Origin of the sequence: Streptomyces sp. NPDC006743 (genome assembly GCF_040703815.1) — a bacterium.
Classification (GTDB): domain Bacteria; phylum Actinomycetota; class Actinomycetes; order Streptomycetales; family Streptomycetaceae; genus Streptomyces.
This window is the reverse complement of record NZ_JBEYJA010000031.1, coordinates 1-18585: the sequence shown is the minus strand read 5'-3', so window position 1 is coordinate 18585 and position 18585 is coordinate 1. Positions and strand designations below refer to the sequence as shown.

The 18585-nt window shown below is 74.1% G+C and carries 13 protein-coding genes; all 13 read right to left on the bottom strand.

All coding sequences use genetic code 11. The features are described from left to right. Positions 1 to 8: 8 nt before the first annotated feature. Positions 9 to 1595, bottom strand: coding sequence for an FHA domain-containing protein (locus ABZ719_RS23695; RefSeq protein ID WP_366727185.1), 1587 nt, complete (start codon positions 1593 to 1595; stop codon positions 9 to 11). An 82-nt stretch (positions 1596 to 1677) separates the two neighbouring features. Beyond that, positions 1678 to 3024 carry a VWA domain-containing protein gene (locus ABZ719_RS23690; protein WP_366727184.1) on the bottom strand — a complete coding sequence of 449 codons (1347 nt, stop codon included), beginning with the start codon at positions 3022 to 3024 and terminating at the stop codon, positions 1678 to 1680. 269 nt (positions 3025 to 3293) lie between these two features. Further along, entirely contained in the window at positions 3294 to 4790 is a 1497-nt protein-coding gene (locus ABZ719_RS23685; RefSeq protein WP_366727183.1) for a PP2C family serine/threonine-protein phosphatase, read from the bottom strand. 3 nt (positions 4791 to 4793) lie between these two features. Further along, positions 4794 to 7418, bottom strand: coding sequence for a tetratricopeptide repeat protein (locus ABZ719_RS23680; RefSeq protein ID WP_366727182.1), 2625 nt, complete (start codon positions 7416 to 7418; stop codon positions 4794 to 4796). Further along, a complete protein-coding gene (locus tag ABZ719_RS23675) occupies positions 7415 to 8746 on the bottom strand; it encodes a hypothetical protein (protein ID WP_366727181.1) in 1332 nt (443 codons plus the stop codon). The genes ABZ719_RS23680 and ABZ719_RS23675 overlap by 4 nt, the downstream gene beginning before the upstream one ends. 90 nt (positions 8747 to 8836) lie before the next feature. Further along, the gene (locus ABZ719_RS23670; RefSeq protein WP_366727180.1) at positions 8837 to 9856 is read right to left on the bottom strand and encodes a glutamate ABC transporter substrate-binding protein; all 1020 of its coding nucleotides are present in this window, start codon (positions 9854 to 9856) and stop codon (positions 8837 to 8839) included. Between the two features lie 35 nt (positions 9857 to 9891). Continuing rightward, positions 9892 to 11343 (bottom strand): hypothetical protein, encoded by a 1452-nt coding sequence (locus ABZ719_RS23665; RefSeq protein ID WP_366727179.1) that lies wholly within the window; start codon positions 11341 to 11343, stop codon positions 9892 to 9894. A gap of 297 nt (positions 11344 to 11640) precedes the next feature. Next, on the bottom strand, positions 11641 to 12612 hold the full coding sequence (locus tag ABZ719_RS23660) for a BadF/BadG/BcrA/BcrD ATPase family protein (RefSeq protein ID WP_366727178.1): 972 nt from the start codon (positions 12610 to 12612) through the stop codon (positions 11641 to 11643). Further along, the gene (locus tag ABZ719_RS23655; RefSeq protein ID WP_366727177.1) at positions 12603 to 13868 is read right to left on the bottom strand and encodes a 6-phospho-beta-glucosidase; all 1266 of its coding nucleotides are present in this window, start codon (positions 13866 to 13868) and stop codon (positions 12603 to 12605) included. The genes ABZ719_RS23660 and ABZ719_RS23655 overlap by 10 nt, the downstream gene beginning before the upstream one ends. A gap of 5 nt (positions 13869 to 13873) precedes the next feature. Continuing rightward, positions 13874 to 14770, bottom strand: coding sequence for a carbohydrate ABC transporter permease (locus ABZ719_RS23650; protein ID WP_366727176.1), 897 nt, complete (start codon positions 14768 to 14770; stop codon positions 13874 to 13876). A gap of 2 nt (positions 14771 to 14772) precedes the next feature. Further along, complete coding sequence (locus ABZ719_RS23645) at positions 14773 to 15714, bottom strand: sugar ABC transporter permease (RefSeq protein WP_366727175.1); 942 nt, start codon at positions 15712 to 15714, stop codon at positions 14773 to 14775. Between the two features lie 7 nt (positions 15715 to 15721). After that, the gene (locus ABZ719_RS23640) at positions 15722 to 17059 is read right to left on the bottom strand and encodes an ABC transporter substrate-binding protein (RefSeq protein ID WP_366727174.1); all 1338 of its coding nucleotides are present in this window, start codon (positions 17057 to 17059) and stop codon (positions 15722 to 15724) included. An 80-nt stretch (positions 17060 to 17139) separates the two neighbouring features. After that, positions 17140 to 18360: an ROK family transcriptional regulator gene (locus tag ABZ719_RS23635; protein ID WP_366727173.1), complete on the bottom strand. Its 1221-nt coding sequence runs from the start codon at positions 18358 to 18360 to the stop codon at positions 17140 to 17142. Positions 18361 to 18585: the final 225 nt, after the last annotated feature.

Sequence of the window (18585 nt, the reverse complement as noted above, 5' to 3'; positions counted from 1 at the left end):
CACACCGGTCAGCCGCGCCGCACGGTGATCGTCGTCCACGCGCCGACGTGCACCCGGTCGCCGTCCTGCAGCGGCACCGGCACGAAGGGCTGGATCGGCTCCTCGGAGCCGTTGACCGTGGTGCCGTTCGTCGAGTTCTGGTCGACGACCGCCCAGTTGCCGTCGGGCTGCTGGACGAGCACCGCGTGCTGGTGCGAGACGCCCGGGTCCTCCGGCGGCACCGACAGATCGATGTCCGGGGTGTCACCCGTGGAGTGCCGGCGGCGGCCGATGGTGATCTGGTTGCCGGTGAGCGTGCGCTGCTGCTCCGGCGAGTACGCGGGCAGGTTCAGCCCCGCGGCCTCGGGGCCCGAGCGGTGCATCATCGCCATGAAGTACTCGCGGTCCGGGCCGATCGTCGCCGTCCAGGTCGCGGGCTGCTGCGGCTGCTGCGGCTGCTGCTGGGACTGCTGCGGGAAGCCGGGGCCGGGCGGCGGGGCCTGGGCGGCGCCGGGCTGCGGGTAGCCGTAACCGCCGCCGGGACCGCCGCCCTGGCCGGGCGGGGTCTGGGTGGCGCCGGGCTGCGGGTAGCCGTAGCCCCCGCCGGGACCGCCGCCCTGGCTGCCGGGACCTGCCGGGCCGCCCTGTCCGGTGGACGACGGCGGGGAGATCACCCAGTCGTCCTCGCCGCCGCCGAAGGACGGGCCGCCGGGCTGCGGTCTGTTCGTCTCCTGCGGGAACGGGGGCGGCGCGGGCGGGCCGGGACGGTGGAAGGCCTGCGGGGCACCGCCGGGGCCACCAGGGCCGTTGGGCGCGCCGGGACCGCCGGGGCCGCCGGGGCCGGCGGGCGGGGTCGGGCCAGGGGGCGGCGGGACCGGCCGTGAGGGGTCGCCGCCGAAGCCCGAGGGGCCGCCGGGGCCCTGGGGCGCTCCGGGCGGCGGTCCGGCCGGCCGGGGAGCGCCACCGAAGCCCGACGGGCCGGGGCCGCCGGGGCCTGCCGGACGGCCCGTGGGGTCGGCGCCGAAGGGCGGACCCGGCGGGAGGGGCTCGGCCGGCCGGTTCACCTGGGAGGGCCGGGAGCCCTGGTAGCCGAAGGCGTCACCGCCACTGCCGTAGGAGGGGGCGGGCGCCTGCGGGAAGCGCGGTCCGGTACCGCCGCCGGGGCCACCGGGAGCACCGGGGCCACCCGGACCGGCGGGACCCGCACCGGGACCGCCGGCCGGGCCGGGGCCCGGCGCCGGCGGGCGCGGGGCGGCCGGGGTGTACGAGGTGGCGGTGTTCGTCAGGAAGTTCCACCGGCACTCCTCGCAGAACGGCGCACCGCCCTCACGGGGCGTGCGGCACTGCGGGCACAGTTCCGGCTGGGAGCCGGGGCCCCCGGCCTGGTACGGGAACCCGCCGGCCGCCCCAGGACCACCGGGGCCGCCGGGGCCGTTGGGGGCTCCGGGGTGGCCGGGGCCTCCCGGGCCACCCGGTCCCGGCGCGGGCGGGAAGCCGTAGCCGCCGACCGGGGGCGGCGGCGGGGGAGGTGGTGGTACGGCACCGGCCATGCGGTGACCGCAGACCTCGCACCAGTCGTCGGAACCCGACTGGTGTCCGTTCGGGCAGGTCGGCATGTCGGCGCTTCCCCCTCTCCTGTTCCGGCCGCGTCGACCGGATTTCTCCCACCCCGAGGGGCCGGGCTCGCTGTCTGGCAGATCACTTCTTTACACGAACAGTCTTTGTGGACCGGGTCTCGAGAGTCATCTCGTCGGCCTCCTCGACCTTCGCCTTCAGTCGCACAGTACCCGTCGCGGCGTCGACCACGTCCACCACCTTGGAGAGCAGCTTCGCCGTACCGGCGTTGCCCGAGGCGTTCGCGAGCTGAACCGCGCGCCCCAGTTTGGTGGTTGCTCCATCGGAATCGCCCGCTTTGCGAAGGTCGAGTCCCTCTTGGATGACCTGTGCCAGTTCGGCCTGGCCGGTGTAGTGGGCGACCTGCGGGCTGATCGCGGTGGAGGCCGCCAGGTCGTCGGTCCACACGGCCCTCACGAGCCCCTGGGCCCCGAGGTTCTGGGTGCTGCCGTCCGGTTGCGGCACCACCAGGGAGACCCGTGCCGCCAGCATCTCCTGGCCGATGTCCGCCCCGGGGACCTCGACGCAGAGGTGGTAGTCGCGGGACTCGTCGCCCCAGGAACCGGTCGGGTAGTCCCCCGCGCGCGGGCCGGCCTCGCTGCGCCGGCCGGTCAACTCCTCGACGGCCGGCGCGACTTGCTTGACGAAGCGGATGCCGGCGCCCACCGGTGTCCACACCCGCAGGGCGACGTCGGCGACCTCCTTGCCCATCGCCGTCTCCATCATCCCGGCGAAGTCGGCGGCCAGGTCCGCCGGATCGGCGACGATGTCGGCGGTGCCGAGCAGCGCGGAGGCGATCCCTGTGACTTCTTTCACTTCCCAGTCGGTACCCACACCACGGGCGTCACAGGTGAAGCGCCCGGCGCACGCGTCGAGCGTGGCGGCGAGGTCGTCGGGCGACTCGTGCTCGTTGCGGCCGTCGGTGAGCAGGATGCCGTGCCGGATGGCGACGTCCTGCGATGCGAGCAGCCGGCCGGCGAGCCGCAGCCAGGTGCCGATGGCGGTCCCGCCGCCCGCGCCGAGCCTGCGCAGTGCCGTCCTGGCCTGCTCACGGGTGATGGCGTCGGCGACGGCGAGCCGGCCGCCGCCGGGGTAGACCTCCGTGGCCACGTGCGTCCCGGCGACCACCGCGAACCGCACGCCGTCGCGCAGCGTGGCGATCGCGGCGGCCGTGGCCTGACGGGCGTGGTGCATCTTGGCCGGCGGGTAGTCCATCGAACCCGAGCAGTCGACCATGACGACCACCGCCGCGGACGGCCCCGCGCCCGGCGCGTACAGGTGCGGGGCGGTGACCGCGCTCCCGAGGGTGCCGCCGCCGGTCGCCGTCACCGTGACGATGGCGTTGACCTCCCGGCCGCCCTGGGGCAGGTACTCGTTCTGGTACACGTCCACCGAGAACCGCGGCACGCTGGACTTCGAGAAATTGGCCATGTCTTCCCAGATCCCCCTCTGGGCCCCGCGAGCGGGGCTGACGACTGTGCGGCTCTGCCGGGCCGGCCCCCCTGCCGCCCCCTCCGGCCTTCCGGCCCCCCTCCGGCCCGGTGCGGCCGTCGGGACTCCCCCGGGACCGCGGCCCTCCGGTTCACCGGCTCCCGGTCCCGCGCCCCTTCACTCCTTCGGCCCTCGGACCCCCGGACCGCCCGTGCGGAGGCACCGGACCGGGCGCGCCCCGTCGCGCGGTCCGGTCCGGCCCGTGTCCCTCAGCCCGATCCTGCCCCCTGCGGCGGTGCCGGGAACGGCACGAGCGCCACTGTTACGTTGTCGTGGCCCCCGCCGTCGAGCGCGTGACCGACCAGGACCCGGGCGCCGTGCAGCGGGCGCACGGCCGCGTCCGAGGGCAGCACCTCGGCCATCTCCTGGGCCGTCTCGGCGTAGTTCCACAGGCCGTCCGTGCAGACCACGGCCACACCGGCCCTGTCCGGCTTGAACGAGGCGGTGTGCGGCTCCAGTTCGTAGGCGTCCGCACCGAGCCAGCCGGTGATCGCGTGGGCGCGCTCGTCGGCGTACGCCTGTGCCTCGCTCATCAGGCCCGCGGCGACCATCTGCGCGGCCCACGAGTCGTCCTCGGTGAGCCGGGCGGGCGGTGCCGAGCGGTCCACCGGCACCCAGTAGACGCGGCTGTCGCCGACCCAGCCGACGATCAGCAGCCCGGCGGTGACCACCGCGCCGACGAGCGTGCAGGCGGGGGAGTTCTGCTGGGGGGCGTGCTCGCGGGCGCCCGCGGGGTCCTCGGCGAGCGCGTCGACCGCCCGCGCGGCGGCGACGATGGCGTCGTGCATGGCCTGTTGCGGGTGCGTGCCCCGCGGCAGGGCGGCCAGCAGGCTGTCGATCGCCGCCCGGGACGCGGCGAGGGAGGCCTCGTCGGGACGGGTCGCGGAGGACACGCCGTCGCAGACGATGGCCACCGACGCGGCCGAACCGTCGGGCAGGACCGCGTTGCCGACCGCGAAGGCGTCCTCGTTGCGGTGGTGGCGCCGGCCCCGGTCGCTGACCGCGGCGACCGGACCCGACTCCCGCTCCACGTGGTCGCGTTCACGGGGCTGGGCGTGCCCGCAGTTCTCGCAGTACCCGTCGCTGTCCACCCGCCCCGCCCGGCAGGCCACGCAGACGGCGGCGGACCCACCGGCCACGGTGCTCCCGCCCGGCCCGGAGACCTCACCGGGCCTGCCGGCGCCCGCCGCCGGGGAACCGGCCGCGGCAGCCACGGCGCCCCCGGCCCCCTCAGCACCGGTCACGCCCGCCGCACCGCTCACGCCGTCCGCACCGGCCAAGTCCTCACCGGCGGCGGCCGATCGCGGGTCCGGGGCCTGCAGCGGGTACTCCTCGGGCTCCGCCGCCGGACCGGGCCCCGCGCCCGGGGCCGGTGGCGCCGGCTGCGGCTGCCGGCCCTGCGCGGGCAGCGGCGCGCCGCCCGATCCGGTGCCCGCGACGTCCGCGGGGCGTTGCCCGCGTGCGGCGCCGGAACCGTCCGGCTGGGGGGCGAGCGGCCACGCGCCGCCCCCCGCGGCGCCCTCGGCCGGTGCGGAGGGGCGCGGCACGGCGCCGCCGTTCATCTGGACCGTCGGCGTGTCGTGCGCGGGCGCGGCGGCCACGGACAGGTCGTATCCGCAGGCGCCGCAGAAACGGTCACCCGACTCAAGCGGCTCCGCGCAGCTCGGGCAGTTCGACAAGGCGGCCTGCTGGGGCATCTGCGACATCAACTACACCCATGTCCGGGGGCGGTAACGGTTGGCACGTTCCACCAGGTCGATCCTCTCCTCGCCGCCGGGCGCCAGCCGGGCCAGCGTGCGGTACGTACGCTCCAGGCCGAAGCGGAGTCCCCGCTCGTCCAGGTCGCTGCCGAGCAGCACCCGCCGCGAGGACGGGTCGGTGGCCCGGCCCCCGGAGAGTACCCAGTCCAGCGCGCAGCCGAGTACCTCGGCCGACAGCAGCTCGCGCCGCGCCGGGTCCAGACCGTACGCCCGCAGCGCCTCCACCTGCCCGGCGGCGGCCGTCAGATCCTCCAGGAACGGCGTGTCGGAGGCGAGCGCCGCACGGTGGCGCAGCCGCGCCCGGACCGCCGCCACCCGGGCCGCCGTGTAGTGGATGGAGGCTTCCGGGACCGACTCCAGGGTCCGCACCGCCGCCCGGCGGTCGCCGCCGGCGAGCTGGACCCGGGCCAGCCCGAAGGCCGCGCTGACATGGCTGGGGTCGGTCGCCCAGACCAGCCGGTAGTACTCGGCCGCGTTGTCGAGCTGGCCGAGGACCTCCGCGCACAGGCCGAGCGCCAGCTTCGGCGCGATCTCGCCCGGGAAGGCGTCGTAGACCGCGTCGAAGGCGAGCGCCGCCTCCTCGTGGTCGGCGGTGACCAGGGACGCCAGGCCCCGGTACCAGACGACCCGCCAGTCGTCGGGGTGCTGTTCCTCCAGTGCGCGCAGCACGCGCAGCGCGGTCGCCGCCTCGCCGGTCTCCAGCCGGGCGCGGACCTCGCGCAGCCGGGTCTCGGTCGACCGGGCGGGCGCGGCGGCCAGGGCGTGGATCAGCTCGGCGGGCGCGGAGGCCAGCAGGCCCGCCAGGAAACCCGCGTCGGGATCGGTGGGGTCGACGTGCGGGACGGGCAGGGCGAGCGCCGCCGCCGGGGCACCGGCCGGCTTGACGGGCACCGGCGCGGCGGCAGGCGCGGCGGCGGGCGCCGCCAGGACGTGCGCGGGCGCGGGCGCCGGTCCGGGGGCGCCGACGGCGGCGAGCGCTGGGGCCGGGCCGGGGGCGGCGGCCGGGGCGAGGGCTGTGGCCGGGGCGGGGGGCGCGGCGCCGGGTGCCGGAGCGGCGGCCGGGGACCCGCGGCCGCGCCGGGCCCGCGCCCCCAGCCGGGACACGTCCCCCTCCAGCGGCGGGAACAGCTCCGTGTCCGTGACCTTGGTCTCGGGACCGAAGAGCGTGGACAGCGCCGGACGCGCCCGGCCCGTCCGCAGCGACACCACCTCCCGCAGCACACCCGTCAGCTGCTCGGCCATCTCCTGCGCGGAGGCGAACCTGCGGTCCGGGTCGGGGTCGGTGGCGCGCACCAGCAGCCGGTAGAAGGACTCGTAGCGGCGGAACACCTCGACGGTGTCCGGGTCGGGCAGGCAGTCCACGAAGACGTTCGTGTAGCCCTGGAAGTCGAAGGTGAGCACGGCGAGCGTACGGCCCACCGTGTACAGGTCGCTGGCCACCGACGGGCCGGTCTCGGCGACCTCGGGCGCCTGGTAGCCGACCGTGCCGTAGATGGCCGACTCCTCGTCGTCCACGCGGCGCACCGCACCCATGTCGATCAGCTTCAGCTCGTCCTCGGTCTGGATGGCGTTGTCGACCTTGAAGTCGCAGTACAGCAGGTTGCGGCTGTGCAGGTGGGCGAGCGCCTCCAGGGCCTCGATGCCGTACGCGCACGCCTGGTCCACCGGCAGCGGATCGCGTCTGCCGTCCGCGGTGCGGCGGGCGTTGGCGATCTCCTTGAGCGACTTGCCGCCGACGTACTCCATGACGATGTAGCCGTCGAGGGACCCGGTGCGCTGGTCCAGGTGCTCCACGAAGTTGTAGATCCGCACGATGTTGGCGTGCTCGATCTCCGCGAGGAAGCGCCGCTCGGAGATGGCCGCCGCCATCGCGTCCTGGTCGCCGGTGTCCAGCAGGCCCTTGAGGACCACCCACCGGTCGGACACGGCACGGTCCACGGCCAGGTAGATCCAGCCCAGACCGCCGTGCGCCAGGCAGCCCGCGACCTCGTACTGGCCGTGCACCACGTCCCCGGCCTTCAGCTTGGGCACGAAGGAGTACGGGTGCCCGCACTTGGTGCAGAAGCCCTCCGTACGGCCCGGCCGCCCGCCGCGGGCCCGGCCCACCGGCGCCCCGCAGTCCGCACGCGAGCAGAACCGCTTGCGCTCGGGCACCTCGGGATTCGCCAGCACCATCGACCGCGGATCGGGGCGCGGCACCTGCGGCACCTGGACGAGACCTGCCCCCAGCCGGTTGCGGCCGGAGGAGTTCGCCGCCGAACCGGAACCGCGCACCGACACCGAGCGGCTGGTGGACCGGCCCGACAGGGAACGCGAGAGCCGCCCGGACACGGAGCGGCGCGACTTCGAGGACTGCGACGACGTGCCCGCGCCGCGGCCACCGCCCACGCCCGAACTCCCGCTGCCCGCCGCCCCGCCGCCACCGGCGACCCCGGTGGGCGCCGAGGCGACCATGCCGGTCGCCGACACCACCGGGGCCAGGCCGCACGTGTCGCAGTACAGCTCGCCGCCGCCCACGTCCTCGTACGCGCCGCCGCAGGCCGGCCGCTGGCAGGCCTGCCCCGCCCGGCTCATGACTCCCCCCTGTCCCCGTCGTCGCGCGGACCGCCCTGGCGGGGCACCCGCGCCGCGCCGAGCAGTTCGGCCGCCGCCCGCTGATAGCGCAGCACCGCCTGCTCGGCCACCCGCAGGTCGCAGGGCGCGCTCCACAGCATGCGGCGGGCCGCGTCGTACCGTTCGACCAGCAGCGGGTCCTCCGCCAGGCCGCTGTGCGCCACCTTCGCCCGGTACGCGTCCAGCCGGCCGCGCAGCTCGGCGCGGACCGCCAGCGGCGCCGTCACCGCCGTCAACGACTCGCGGGCGCGCAGCAGTTCGTCCTCCGCCTTCTGCTCCAGCGCCTCCAGGAGCGGCGACAGGCGGTGCCACTGGGCCTGCCTGCGGTACTCGGCCGCCGTCGCCAACTGCTCCTGCAGCGCGGTCGGCGGGCCGCTGACCACCGGGACCTCGGTGGCGGCGATCTTCGCCAGCACCTCACCGCGCGCGGTGCGGGCCTCGGCGAGCGTGCGGTCCGCACGCGAGAGCACGTCCCGCAGCCGGATCAGCCGCTGCTCGGCGTCCTGCCGCACCCCGAGCACGGCGTCGATCTCCCGGCGCACCTCCTCCAGCGCGCGTGCCTCCCGGTCGTACACCGTGGTGTCCGGCCGGCCGCCGCCCGGCGCCGAACTGCCCTGCGCGGGCACCCAGTGGGCGAGCGGGTCGCTGATCACCTGCTCGCGCAGGCCGGTGAGGGTGCGGGTGATGCGCTCCAGGTCGTCGCCCGCCGGGTGTTCGCCGGGGCGGACGCCGACCGAGTGCGCCAGGCGGCGGGTGCGCTGCAGTTCGGCGGCGAGCAGATCGATCCGGGCGGGCAGCGCCGACCACACGGCGTCGGCGGCGACCACCGTGTCCAGGCTGCTCGCGTACAGCTCGTTCATCCGGTCCACCAGCGCGGCCAGCGAGAAGCTGTGGCTGAGCCGGCCCGGACCCGCCAGGCCCTGCGCGTCGGCCGCGGCGGCGGCCGGGCCGGGGACCGTGACGCACTCGCCGCGCAGCAGCTCGGTCAGCTCCGCCAGGTCCTCACGGCTGGACCAGCGGCGCCGGGAGCGGATCTCCCGCGCGGTGCGCAGCGCTCCCGTGTAGGCGTCGAAGTACGCCCACAGCAGCGTGATCGACGCCTCCGCCGCCGCCCAGCGCTCCTGGGTGACGCCGGTGAGCCGGGCGCCTTCGAGGAGTCTGCGGCCCGCGTGGTCCTGGAGGGCGAGGAGGGAGGTCTCGATCGCCTCGTGCTCCGCGCCGAGCCGCGCCAGCGCACGGTCCACCTCGTCCCGGTCCAGCACCGGCCCGGCGGGGTCCGCGCCGCCCATCGATCACCTCTCGCTGCTCTTCGTGGTCCGTCGGTCGTACGCCGCCCGGTGGCGTCCCCGGTCGTCGCCCGTGCGGGCGCCGGGTGCCGGTCACCGGTGGCCGGGCGTCGGCGGAGTCGCCGACTCCGAATCCTTACCCAGCGTGCGGGACAGCCAGTGGTCGTACGCCTGCTTCCAGCCCCCGTCCTTGCGGTAGTCCTCCAGTATCCGGTTGACCTGACGTACCAGATCGTCGGCGCCCCGCTTCATCGCCACGCCGTAGTACTCCTTGGTGAAGGTGGGGCCCTTCAGCTCCACCGCCGGGTCCTGCGCGGCCTGGCTGGCGGCGAGGGCGCCGTCGGTCACCACCGCGTCCACCTCGCCGAGTTGCAGCCGCACCAGGCAGTCCAGCTGGTTGGGGACCGTGGTGGAGATGTCGGTGGAGGCGGGCAGGGTGCCGTCCTCCTTGTCGGCGGCCAGGTGGTCGTAGGCCGTCGAACCGGTCGCGGAGCAGACCTTCTTCCCGGCGAGCGACTTGTCGTAGCCGGTGACCGGGGACGTGCGCGGCGCGAGGACCTGCTGCCCGGTCAGGAAGTACGGGGCGGAGAACGCCACCTTCTCCAGGCGCTTGCAGGTGATGGTCATGGTGCGGACCACCAGGTCGACCCGGCCGGAGTCGACCGCGTGCTCGCGCTCGTTGGTGGGGATGGCCCGGAACGTGATCTTCCGCGCGTCGCCGAGGAGTTCCCTGGCGATGCGGCGGGCCAGGGCGATGTCGAAGCCGTCCAGGTCGTCGGAGGCGTCGTTCGGGTTGCGGTAGCCCCAGCCGTAGCTGTTCTGGTCGACGCCGACCACGAGGGTGCCGCGCTTCCTGATCGCGGCGACGGCGGGACCGTCGGTGTCCGCGGGCGGCAGGCTGCGGTTCTGGGCGTCGCCGTCCGCGCAGTCCCCGGCCCTGGCCTGCACGCCCTGGGCGGTCCGTGCGGTGCCGGCGGCCTGCGGGGCGCGGCGGCCGTGCGCCTGGGTGCTGGGCAGCACCAGGGCGAACGCCAGCGCCAGGACGCAGACGACGGCCATCGCGCCGACCCCGCCCCAGCCCCTGAGACCCCACCGCAGTCGCCGCAGTCGCATCCGCACGCCTCCTTCCACCCCTGCCCCGCCCTCTCTCACCGGTACTCCGACAGCCGCCGCCCGATGCCCAGCAGAGCACCGGCGGCGCCGAGCAGGGCGAGCACCGCGGAGCCGGCCGGCAGGCAGCTCATCGCGTCCAGCCCGTCCTTCGCGGCGCTCTCGAACTCCTGTGTCTCGTGGGCGAGCGCCGTCGCGAGGGAGGCGTCGACGCCGTCGAAGCACTCGCCCGTCGCCTGCGCCGCCGCCCCCGTGCCGATGACCCGGTCGCGGGCGGCCCTGTAGTCCCCGGCGTCGTCCGCCTTGCGGGCCAGCGCGTGGCGCGCCTTCCACACCTTCACCGACTCGCTCGCCGCCCGCACCGGATCGCGGCCCGCCGGGTCGTCGGCGAGCGACTCCGCCCGCGCCAGGGTGCCGGCGAGGTCGCCGATCTCCTGGTCGTACTTCCAGTCGTAGGCGTCCATGACCGTGCCGTCCGGCAGGGTCCGGGTCTCCGCGCCGCGGCTGACCAGGGTGAGGTTCTCGTCGCCGCGGGCCTTGAGGGAGGCGATCCGGGCGTCGTGCAGCACGTTGAGCGACTCCACGCCGTGCCGGGAGTCGTCGAGGCCCGCGCGGGCGACGCTGTGGCCGACGACCAGCCACAGCAGGACGACGGCGGTGGCCGCCGCGGCGGCCACCAGGCCCTGGTTCAGCAGCCGGTTGGTCCGCCGGCAGTCACGGCGCTGGGCCCAGCCGAGGGCGGCCAGGGCGAGCACCCCGAGGGCGATGGCCGCCCACGGGTAGGGGGTCGCGTCACCGTAGTCCGCGCTGCGCTGCCTGTTCTCCGTGCGGTACAGCGTCTCGGCGGCCGGGAGCATCCGGTCCTGCATCGTGGTGTTGGCGGCGCGCAGGTAGGCGCCGCCGACCGGGAAGCCCTGGCGGTTGTTGGCGCGGGCCGACTCCACCAGGCCCTTGTAGCGCGGCAGCAGCTCGTTGAGGTCGCCGATGGTCTTCGCGGAGGGTGAGCCGGGAGCGGAGTTGGCGGCGGCGGTGACCAGGCCCTGGGCGGCGGTGCGGATGTCCGCCTCGTAGCGTTCGCGGGTGGCGCGCGTCTCCTGGAGACCCGCCAGATATCCGCTGCTCGCCATGGTGTCGGCGTCGGCGAGGGAGCGGTAGATCGCGGCGGCCTCGGAGCTGAGGGGCTGGCTGTGGTGCAGCACGTCCTCGGCGGCCGACTGGCGGGCGGTGCTCTGCCAGGCGGCGACGGCGCCGAACGCGACGACCAGCAGCGCCAGCAGCGCGCCGATCAGGCGCAGCCGGCCGGGCTCGGTGACGGCGGCGGCGCGCAGCCGGTCGACGCCCTCGGCGAACGCCGTACGGCGCGGCGGCGCGGGGACCGGAGCCGTCGGCGCGTGCGGCCGGACGGGAGCGGAGGGCTGCGGGGGCACGGCGGGCAGCACGGGCGCGCCGGGGCCCGGTGGCGCCGCGCTGCTGTTCGGCGAGTGTGTCACTGCTGACCCCCCGTGGTCATCCGTCGCCGCAAGTATCCCTTCCCCGGCCGGCATCCGCACCGGCCTTCACTGGATCTTGATCCGATCGCGGCGGGGTCGCCCGGCCGCGCCCACGACGAACGCCCGCACCACCCCCTGCCCATGAATACGCCGCACGGGCCGGTTCGGTTCCCTCCGCGCGGCGGCCGTGACCCGGCCCGGCCGGGGCGGGTCACGTGTGACGGGCAGGACCCCTCGCGGCGTCCCGCCCGTCACACGCGCCGCGCGTACGCGGTCCGTTCGGCGTTCTTGGCGCGCTCAGCGTTCGAAGTACGCCCGTACCCTCTCCTGCACCTGTGCCGTCGCCCCCACGTGGTCCAGGCCCAGCAGGGCCGCGCCGAGCACCGGGCGGGCCGTGACCACCTGCGGGACGGCCTTCGGGGCCCGGGCGGCGAGCCGTTCGCGCAGGGCCGCGTCGAGCTGCGGGTGACGGGCGGCCAGGACGCTGCCGCCCAGGAGCACGGGCGTCTGCTCGCCGAGGAGGTCGAGACGGGTCAGCGCGACCGCCGCCATGGCCACGACCTCCTCCGCCAGGCGTTCCACGATCGAGCGGGCGATCGGGTCGCCCCCGGCGGCCGTCGCGAACAGGACGGGCGTCAGTTCGTGACGGCGGTCCTGGTCGACGTGGTCGAGGTGCAGCGCCTCGATCAGGGCGTACATGGACTCGAGCCCGAAGTGGCCGGGCAGCGTGCGGGCCAGCGCGGTCGGCTCGCCGCGGCCGTCCTCCGCGCGCGCGGCGAACCACAGGGCCTCCTCCGCCAGGCCCCACCCGCCGCCCCAGTCACCGGAGATGCGGCCTATCGCCGGGAAGCGGGCCGTGCGGCCGTCCGGGCGCATGCCGACGCAGTTGATGCCCGCACCGCAGACCACCGCCACCCCGCGCGGCTCGGCCACGCCCGCGCGCAGGACGGCGAACGTGTCGTTGCGGACCTCCACCGTCGTGCCCCACGCGCGCGCGTGCAGGGCCGCCGCGAGCTGTTCCTCCTCCACGGGCAGGTCGGCGTTGGCCAGACAGGCCGAGACGTGCGCGACCGAGGTGACGCCGGCCTCTGCGAAGGCGCGTCCGACGGCGTCCGCGAGGACGTCCACCGCCGGCCCCACGCCCACGGCCGGCGGCCGGAACCCGCCGCCGCGGGCCGTGGCGAGGACGTTCCCGTCGGCCGCCACGACCGCGACGTCGGTCTTGCTGTTGCCCGCGTCGATGGCGAGGACGCTTGCGGTCAGGCCCACGCGAGGTGCTCCCGGTTGTGTGCGATCAGCTGGTCGGTGAGGGTCTCGGCGTAGGTGTACTGGCCGATCAGGGGGTGGGCGAGGAGCGCGCGGTAGACGCGGTCCCGGCCGCCGTGCAGCGCCGCCCGCAGGGCCAGCTCCTCGTACGCCGTCACGTTCGCCACCAGGCCCGCGTACAGCGGGTCCACGGGGGCCACGGGCAGCGGGGCGGCGCCCTTGGGGCCGACCGCCGCCTGCACCTCGATGACGGCGTCGTCCGGCAGGAACGGCAGCGTGCCCCGGTTGCGGGTGTTGACCACCTGGTACGGGCTGCCGCCGCCGCCCAGCAGCGCGGCGGCCAGGTCCACGGCCGCCTCCGAGTAGTAGGCGCCGCCGCGCTTGGCGAGCAGGGCCGGCTTCTCGTCCAGGGCCGGGTCGCCGTACATCTCCAGCAGTTCGCGCTCCATGGCGGCCACCTCGGCGGCCCGGGACGGCTTGGTGCGCAGCTCGTCGACGACCTGGTCGTGCGCGTAGTAGTAGCGCAGGTAGTAGGACGGGACGACGCCGAGGCGGTCCAGGACCTGGCGGGGCAGGCGCAGGTCGGCGGCGACGGCGTCGCCGTGCTCGGCCAGCAGCCTGGGCAGCACGTCCTCGCCCTCGGGGCCGCCCAGACGCACCCCGGTCTCCCAGGTGAGGTGGTTGAGGCCCACGTGGTCCAGGTGGACGTCGTGGGGCGCCACGTCCAGCAGCGCGGCGAACTTCCGCTGGAAGCCGATCGCCACGTTGCACAGGCCGACGGCGCGGTGCCCGGCCTCCAGCAGGGCGCGGGTGACGATGCCGACCGGGTTGGTGAAGTCGATGATCCAGGCGTCGGGGCTGGCGCGCCGTACGCGCTCGGCGATGTCCAGGACGACCGGGACCGTGCGCAGCGCCTTGGCCAGGCCGCCGGCGCCGGTCGTCTCCTGGCCGACGCAGCCGCACTCCAGCGGCCAGGTCTCGTCCTGCTGGCGGGCGGCCTGCCCGCCGACGCGCAGCTGGAGCAGGACGGCGTCGGCGCCCTCCACGCCCGCGTCCAGGTCGGAGGTGGTGACGATCCGGCCGGGGTGGTCCTGCTTGGCGAAGATGCGGCGGGCCAGGCCGCCCACCAGCTCCAGGCGGTCGGCCGCGGGGTCGACCAGGACCAGTTCCTCGACCGGCAGGGTGTCCCTGAGCCGGGCGAATCCGTCGATGAGTTCGGGGGTGTAGGTCGAACCGCCGCCGACCACGGTGAGTTTCATGTGTGTCAACCCTTTACTCCGGTGAGCGTGACGCCCTCGACGAACGCCTTCTGGGCGAAGAAGAACACGAGGATCACGGGGGCCATGACCAGCACGGTGGCGGCCATGGTGAGGTTCCAGTCGGTGTGGCGGGCGCCCTTGAAGGACTCCAGGCCGTAGGACAGGGTCCAGGCGGCCGGGTTCTCCGAGGCGTAGATCTGCGGGCCGAAGTAGTCGTTCCAGGCGTAGAAGAACTGGAAGAGGGCGACGGCCGCGATGCCCGGCCTGGCCATCGGCAGCACCACCCGCACCAGAGTGCGCAGGTCGCCGCAGCCGTCGACCTTCGCCGCGTCCAGGTACTCGTTCGGGATGGTGGTCAGGAACTGCCGCAGCAGGAAGATGGAGAACGCGTCACCGAACGCCATCGGGATGATCAGCGGCCACAGCGTGCCGGACAGGTCCAGCTGCTTCGCCCAGAAGAGGTACATCGGGATGATGATCACCTGCGGAGGCAGCATCATCATCGAGATCACCAGCATGAGCGACAGGTTGCGGCCCCGGAAGCGGAACTTGGCCAGCGCGTAGGCCACCGGGACCGAGGAGACGACGGTGAGGACGGTGCCCAGGCCGGCGTACAGGAGCGTGTTCTTCCACCAGGTGAGGAAGCCCGGGGTGTCGAAGACCTTCCGGTAGTTGCCCCACTCCCAGGTGTGCGGGACCAGGTCGCGGCTGAGTGCCTGGCTGTCGCTCATCAGCGAGGTCAGGAACACGAACACGAAGGGCAGCACGAAGAAGAGGGCGGTGGCCACGCCGAGCGCGTGGACGGCGATCCACTCCAGGAGGGCCTTGCGGCGGGCGGTGCGTCCGGCCGGGGAGACGGGGGCCTTCTTCAGGGTGGACGGGTGGTCCAGGACCTGGGTCATCGTCAGTCACCTGCCTGCATGAGACCGCCGCGGCGCCGCATCAGGAGTGCGGTGAACGCCATGGACAGGACGAACAGCACCAGCGCCACCACACAGGCCGAGCCGTAGTCGAAACGCTGGAAGCCGAGGTTGTACACGAGCTGGGGGAGGGTCAGCGTGGACTTGTCGGGGTAGCCGGGCTCGAACATCGTGCCGGCGCCCTGGATCACGCCCGAGGCGACCTTCCCGGCGATCAGCGGCTGGGTGTAGTACTGCATGGTCTGGATCACGCCGGTGACCACGGCGAACATCACGATCGGCGAGATGTTCGGCAGGGTGACGTAGCGGAAGCGCTGCCAGGGCGAGGCGCCGTCCAGCTCGGCGGCCTCGTACTGCTCGGTGGGCACGTCGAGGAGCGCGGCCATGAAGATGACCATCAGGTCGCCGATGCCCCACAGGGCGAGCAGGGTCAGGGCCGGCTTGGACCAGGTGGGGTCGTTGAACCAGCCGGGCGCGGGGATGCCGGTCTTCTCCAGCAGGGAGTCGACCGGGCCGGTGCCGGGGTTGAGCAGGAAGGCGAAGGCCATGGTCGCCGCGACCGGCGGGGCCAGGTAGGGCAGGTAGAACAGGGTGCGGAAGACGCCCGTGGCCGTCTTGATCTTGGTGATCAGCAGGCCCACGCCGAGCCCGAAGGCGACCCGCAGGGTGACCATGACGACCACCAGCCACAGGGTGTTGCGCAGGGCCGGCCAGAACAGCGGGTAGTTCTCGAAGACGTACGTCCAGTTCTTCGTGCCGCTGAACGTCGGCGCGTTGAAACCGTCGTAGTGCATGAACGAGAAATAGACGGTGGAGATCAGCGGATACGCGAAGAAGACCGTGAATCCGATCAGCCAGGGCGACATGAAGGCGAGGGTCTTCAGTGCCGCGCGGCGGCGTTTGGACGCCAGGGTGAGGGTGGTCATCGCTCTCCTACTCCGCCTGCGCGATGTCCGTGTCGATCTGGTGGGCCGCCTTCTCCAGGCCGGCCTTCAGGTCCTTCTGCTTGCCGCTCTCGTAGTCGTAGCCGAGCTGCTGGATCGTGACCAGGTACTGGCCGCCGTTGACGGAGGCGGGCGTGGTCGTCGAGTCCGGGTCGCCGGCGATGTCCAGGAACGTCTTGAACCGCGGGTCGTACTTCAGCTTCGGGGACTTCAGGGCGGCGAGCGTGGAGGGCACGTTGTGGATGCCGTTGGCGAATCCGACCACCGCGTCGGTGTCCGTGGAGATGTACTTCACGAATTCCCAGGCCGCGTTCTGCTTGTGGCTGGTGGCGGCGATACCGGTGATGGTGCCGGTGATGTACCCCTTGCCGTACTGGCTCACCTGGTCGTCCGGGACGGGCAGCGGCGCGACCCCGATCTCGAACTTGGGCTTGGCCTCCTCGGCCATGCCCAGGCGCCACTCGCCGTCGAGCTGCATGGCCACCTGGCCGGTGTGGAAGGGGTGCTTGGGGCCCCACTCGTCACCGAGGGTGGCGCGGAACTTCTCCAGCTTCTGGAATCCGCCGAGTTCGTCCACGAGCTTCTTCTGGAAGGTGTAACCCTTCTCGAAAGCGGGGTCCTCGGCGACGTTCGACCTGCCGTCCGCGTCGAAGTACTTCGGTGAGAACTGCGCGAAGAGGTGCTCGGTCGTGGACTCCCAGCCGTGGTAGGTCGGCATGAAACCGAGCTGCTGGTAGCCGTCCCCGTCCGGGACCGTCAGCTTCTTTGCGTCGGCCTCGAACTCGGACCAGGTCTTCGGCGCCCTCTTGATCCCCGCCCTGTCGAACGCGGTCTTGTTGTAGTAGAGCCCGTACGCGTCACCCAGCAGCGGCGCCGTGCAGCGCTTGCCGTCGAACTGCGTGTACTCGTTCATCGCCTTCGGGAAGGTCTTCTCCGGGTCGACGCCCGCCTTCTTGAAGAAGGGGTTGAGGTCGACCAGCGCGCCCGAGGAACAGAACTTGCCGACGTTGTTGGTGGTGAAGGAGGAGATCACGTCCGGCGCCTTGTCGCCGCCGGTGCGCAGCGCCTGGTTCATCTTGTCGTCGGTCATGTTGCCGACGACGTTGACGTGGATGTTGGGGTGCGCCTTCTCGAAGCCGTCGATCAGCGACTGGACGGCCTTCACCTCGTTCGGCGCGCTCCAGGCGTGCCAGAAGTTGATCGTCGTGTCTTTCGAGGCGTCGTCGTTCGCGCCGGAGTCCGGCTGGCCCGTGCAGGCGGTGGCGAACAGCGCGATGGAGGCGCAGGCGGCGAGCGCGAGGGCCGCTTTCCGGGACACTTCGGGCATGACTGGATCTCCCTGGGACGGGCGGTGAGGAAGGAGGGAAGGAAGGGAAGTACGGGGAACGGCGGGAGGGGGCGCGGGGGTCAGCGGGAGGTGTCGAAGACCTCGTCACGGGTGGCCGCGAGGGCGCTCTCCAGCGCGCCGCGCAGCACGGGGCGTTCTCGTACGTCGCCCACCACCAGGTGGGGCCGGGCGGCGGCCAGTTCCTCCAGCTCGGCCTGGACCAGGGCGCGCAGCACCTCGCCGCCGGCGGTGAGCGCGCTGCCGCTGAGCACCACCAGCTCGGGGTCGAGGACGGACACCAGGGAGGCCAGACCGGTGGCGAGCCGGGTCGCGTACTGGGTCAGGAGTTCCCGCTGCGGGCCGCCCGCGTGGTCGGCGGCGCGGGCGACGAGTTCGGCGGCGGCCTCGGCGTACGGGCCGGAAGGCAGGTCCTCGATGCCGAGCCGGCGGGCCAGCTTCGGCACGACCTGCGAACCGGCCAGGTCCTGGAAGCCGCCGCTGTTGGCCTTGGTGACCTGGCGGAACAGGGGCGCGCCGGGAACCGGCAGGAAGCCGACCTCGCCGGCGCCGCCGGTCCAGCCGCGGTGCAGCCGGCCGCCCAGGACCAGGGCGGCGCCGAGGCCCTCCTGGTTCCACAGCAGCACGAAGTCCTGGTGGCCGCGGGCCGCGCCCAGTCGCTGCTCGGCGATGGCGACGAGGTTGACGTCGTTCTCGTACTCCACCGGCATCGGCAGCGCGGCGGCCAGCTCGTCGAGGATCGTGGGGGAGTGCCAGCCGGGCAGGTGGGAGGCGTAGCGCAGGCGGCCGGTGTTGGGGTCGAAGGCGCCGGGGGTGCCGATGACGAGGCGGTGGACGTCGGCGCGGGCCACGCCCGCCGCCTTCACCGCGCCGTCCAGCGCGTCGGTGACCTGCTGCACGACCGGCTGGGACGGGTGCCGGCCGGGGGTCGGCAGGTGGAACTCGCCGACGGTGCGGCCGGTGACGTCGGCGACCGCGGCGCGGATGCGGTGCGGGTTGACGTCGAGCCCGGCCGCGTAGGCGGCGGCCGGGTTGACCGAGTACAGCTGCGCATTCGGCCCCGGCCGGCCCTCGCTGGTCCCGGTCGCCAGGACCAGCCCGGCGGCCTCCAGGCGCGCCAGGAGCTGCGAGGCGGTCGGCTTGGACAGTCCGGTGAGCTTGCCGATGCGGGTGCGCGACAGCGGCCCGTGCTCCAGCAGCAGGTCGAGGGCGGCCCGGTCGTTCATGGCGCGCAGGACACGCGGGGTGCCCGGTGTGCCCGGCGTGCCGGTGGTCCCTGCCATGCGTCCCGCCCCCTGCACTGGAAGATCACTGAGGATCACTGTTAGGAAAGTTTACTGTTCGAGTGCCAGGAACCTAAGCCCGGGATGAAGGGGGCGTCAAGGGTGGGCGGACGGGAGGCAACGCACTCGTTACTGACTTCGGCTTGTCAGGGTGACGCCGGTTCGTCGAGAGCCAGGCCGGTGCCCACTATGAAACCGTCGAGGGTGCCTGGCCGGTACTGGAGG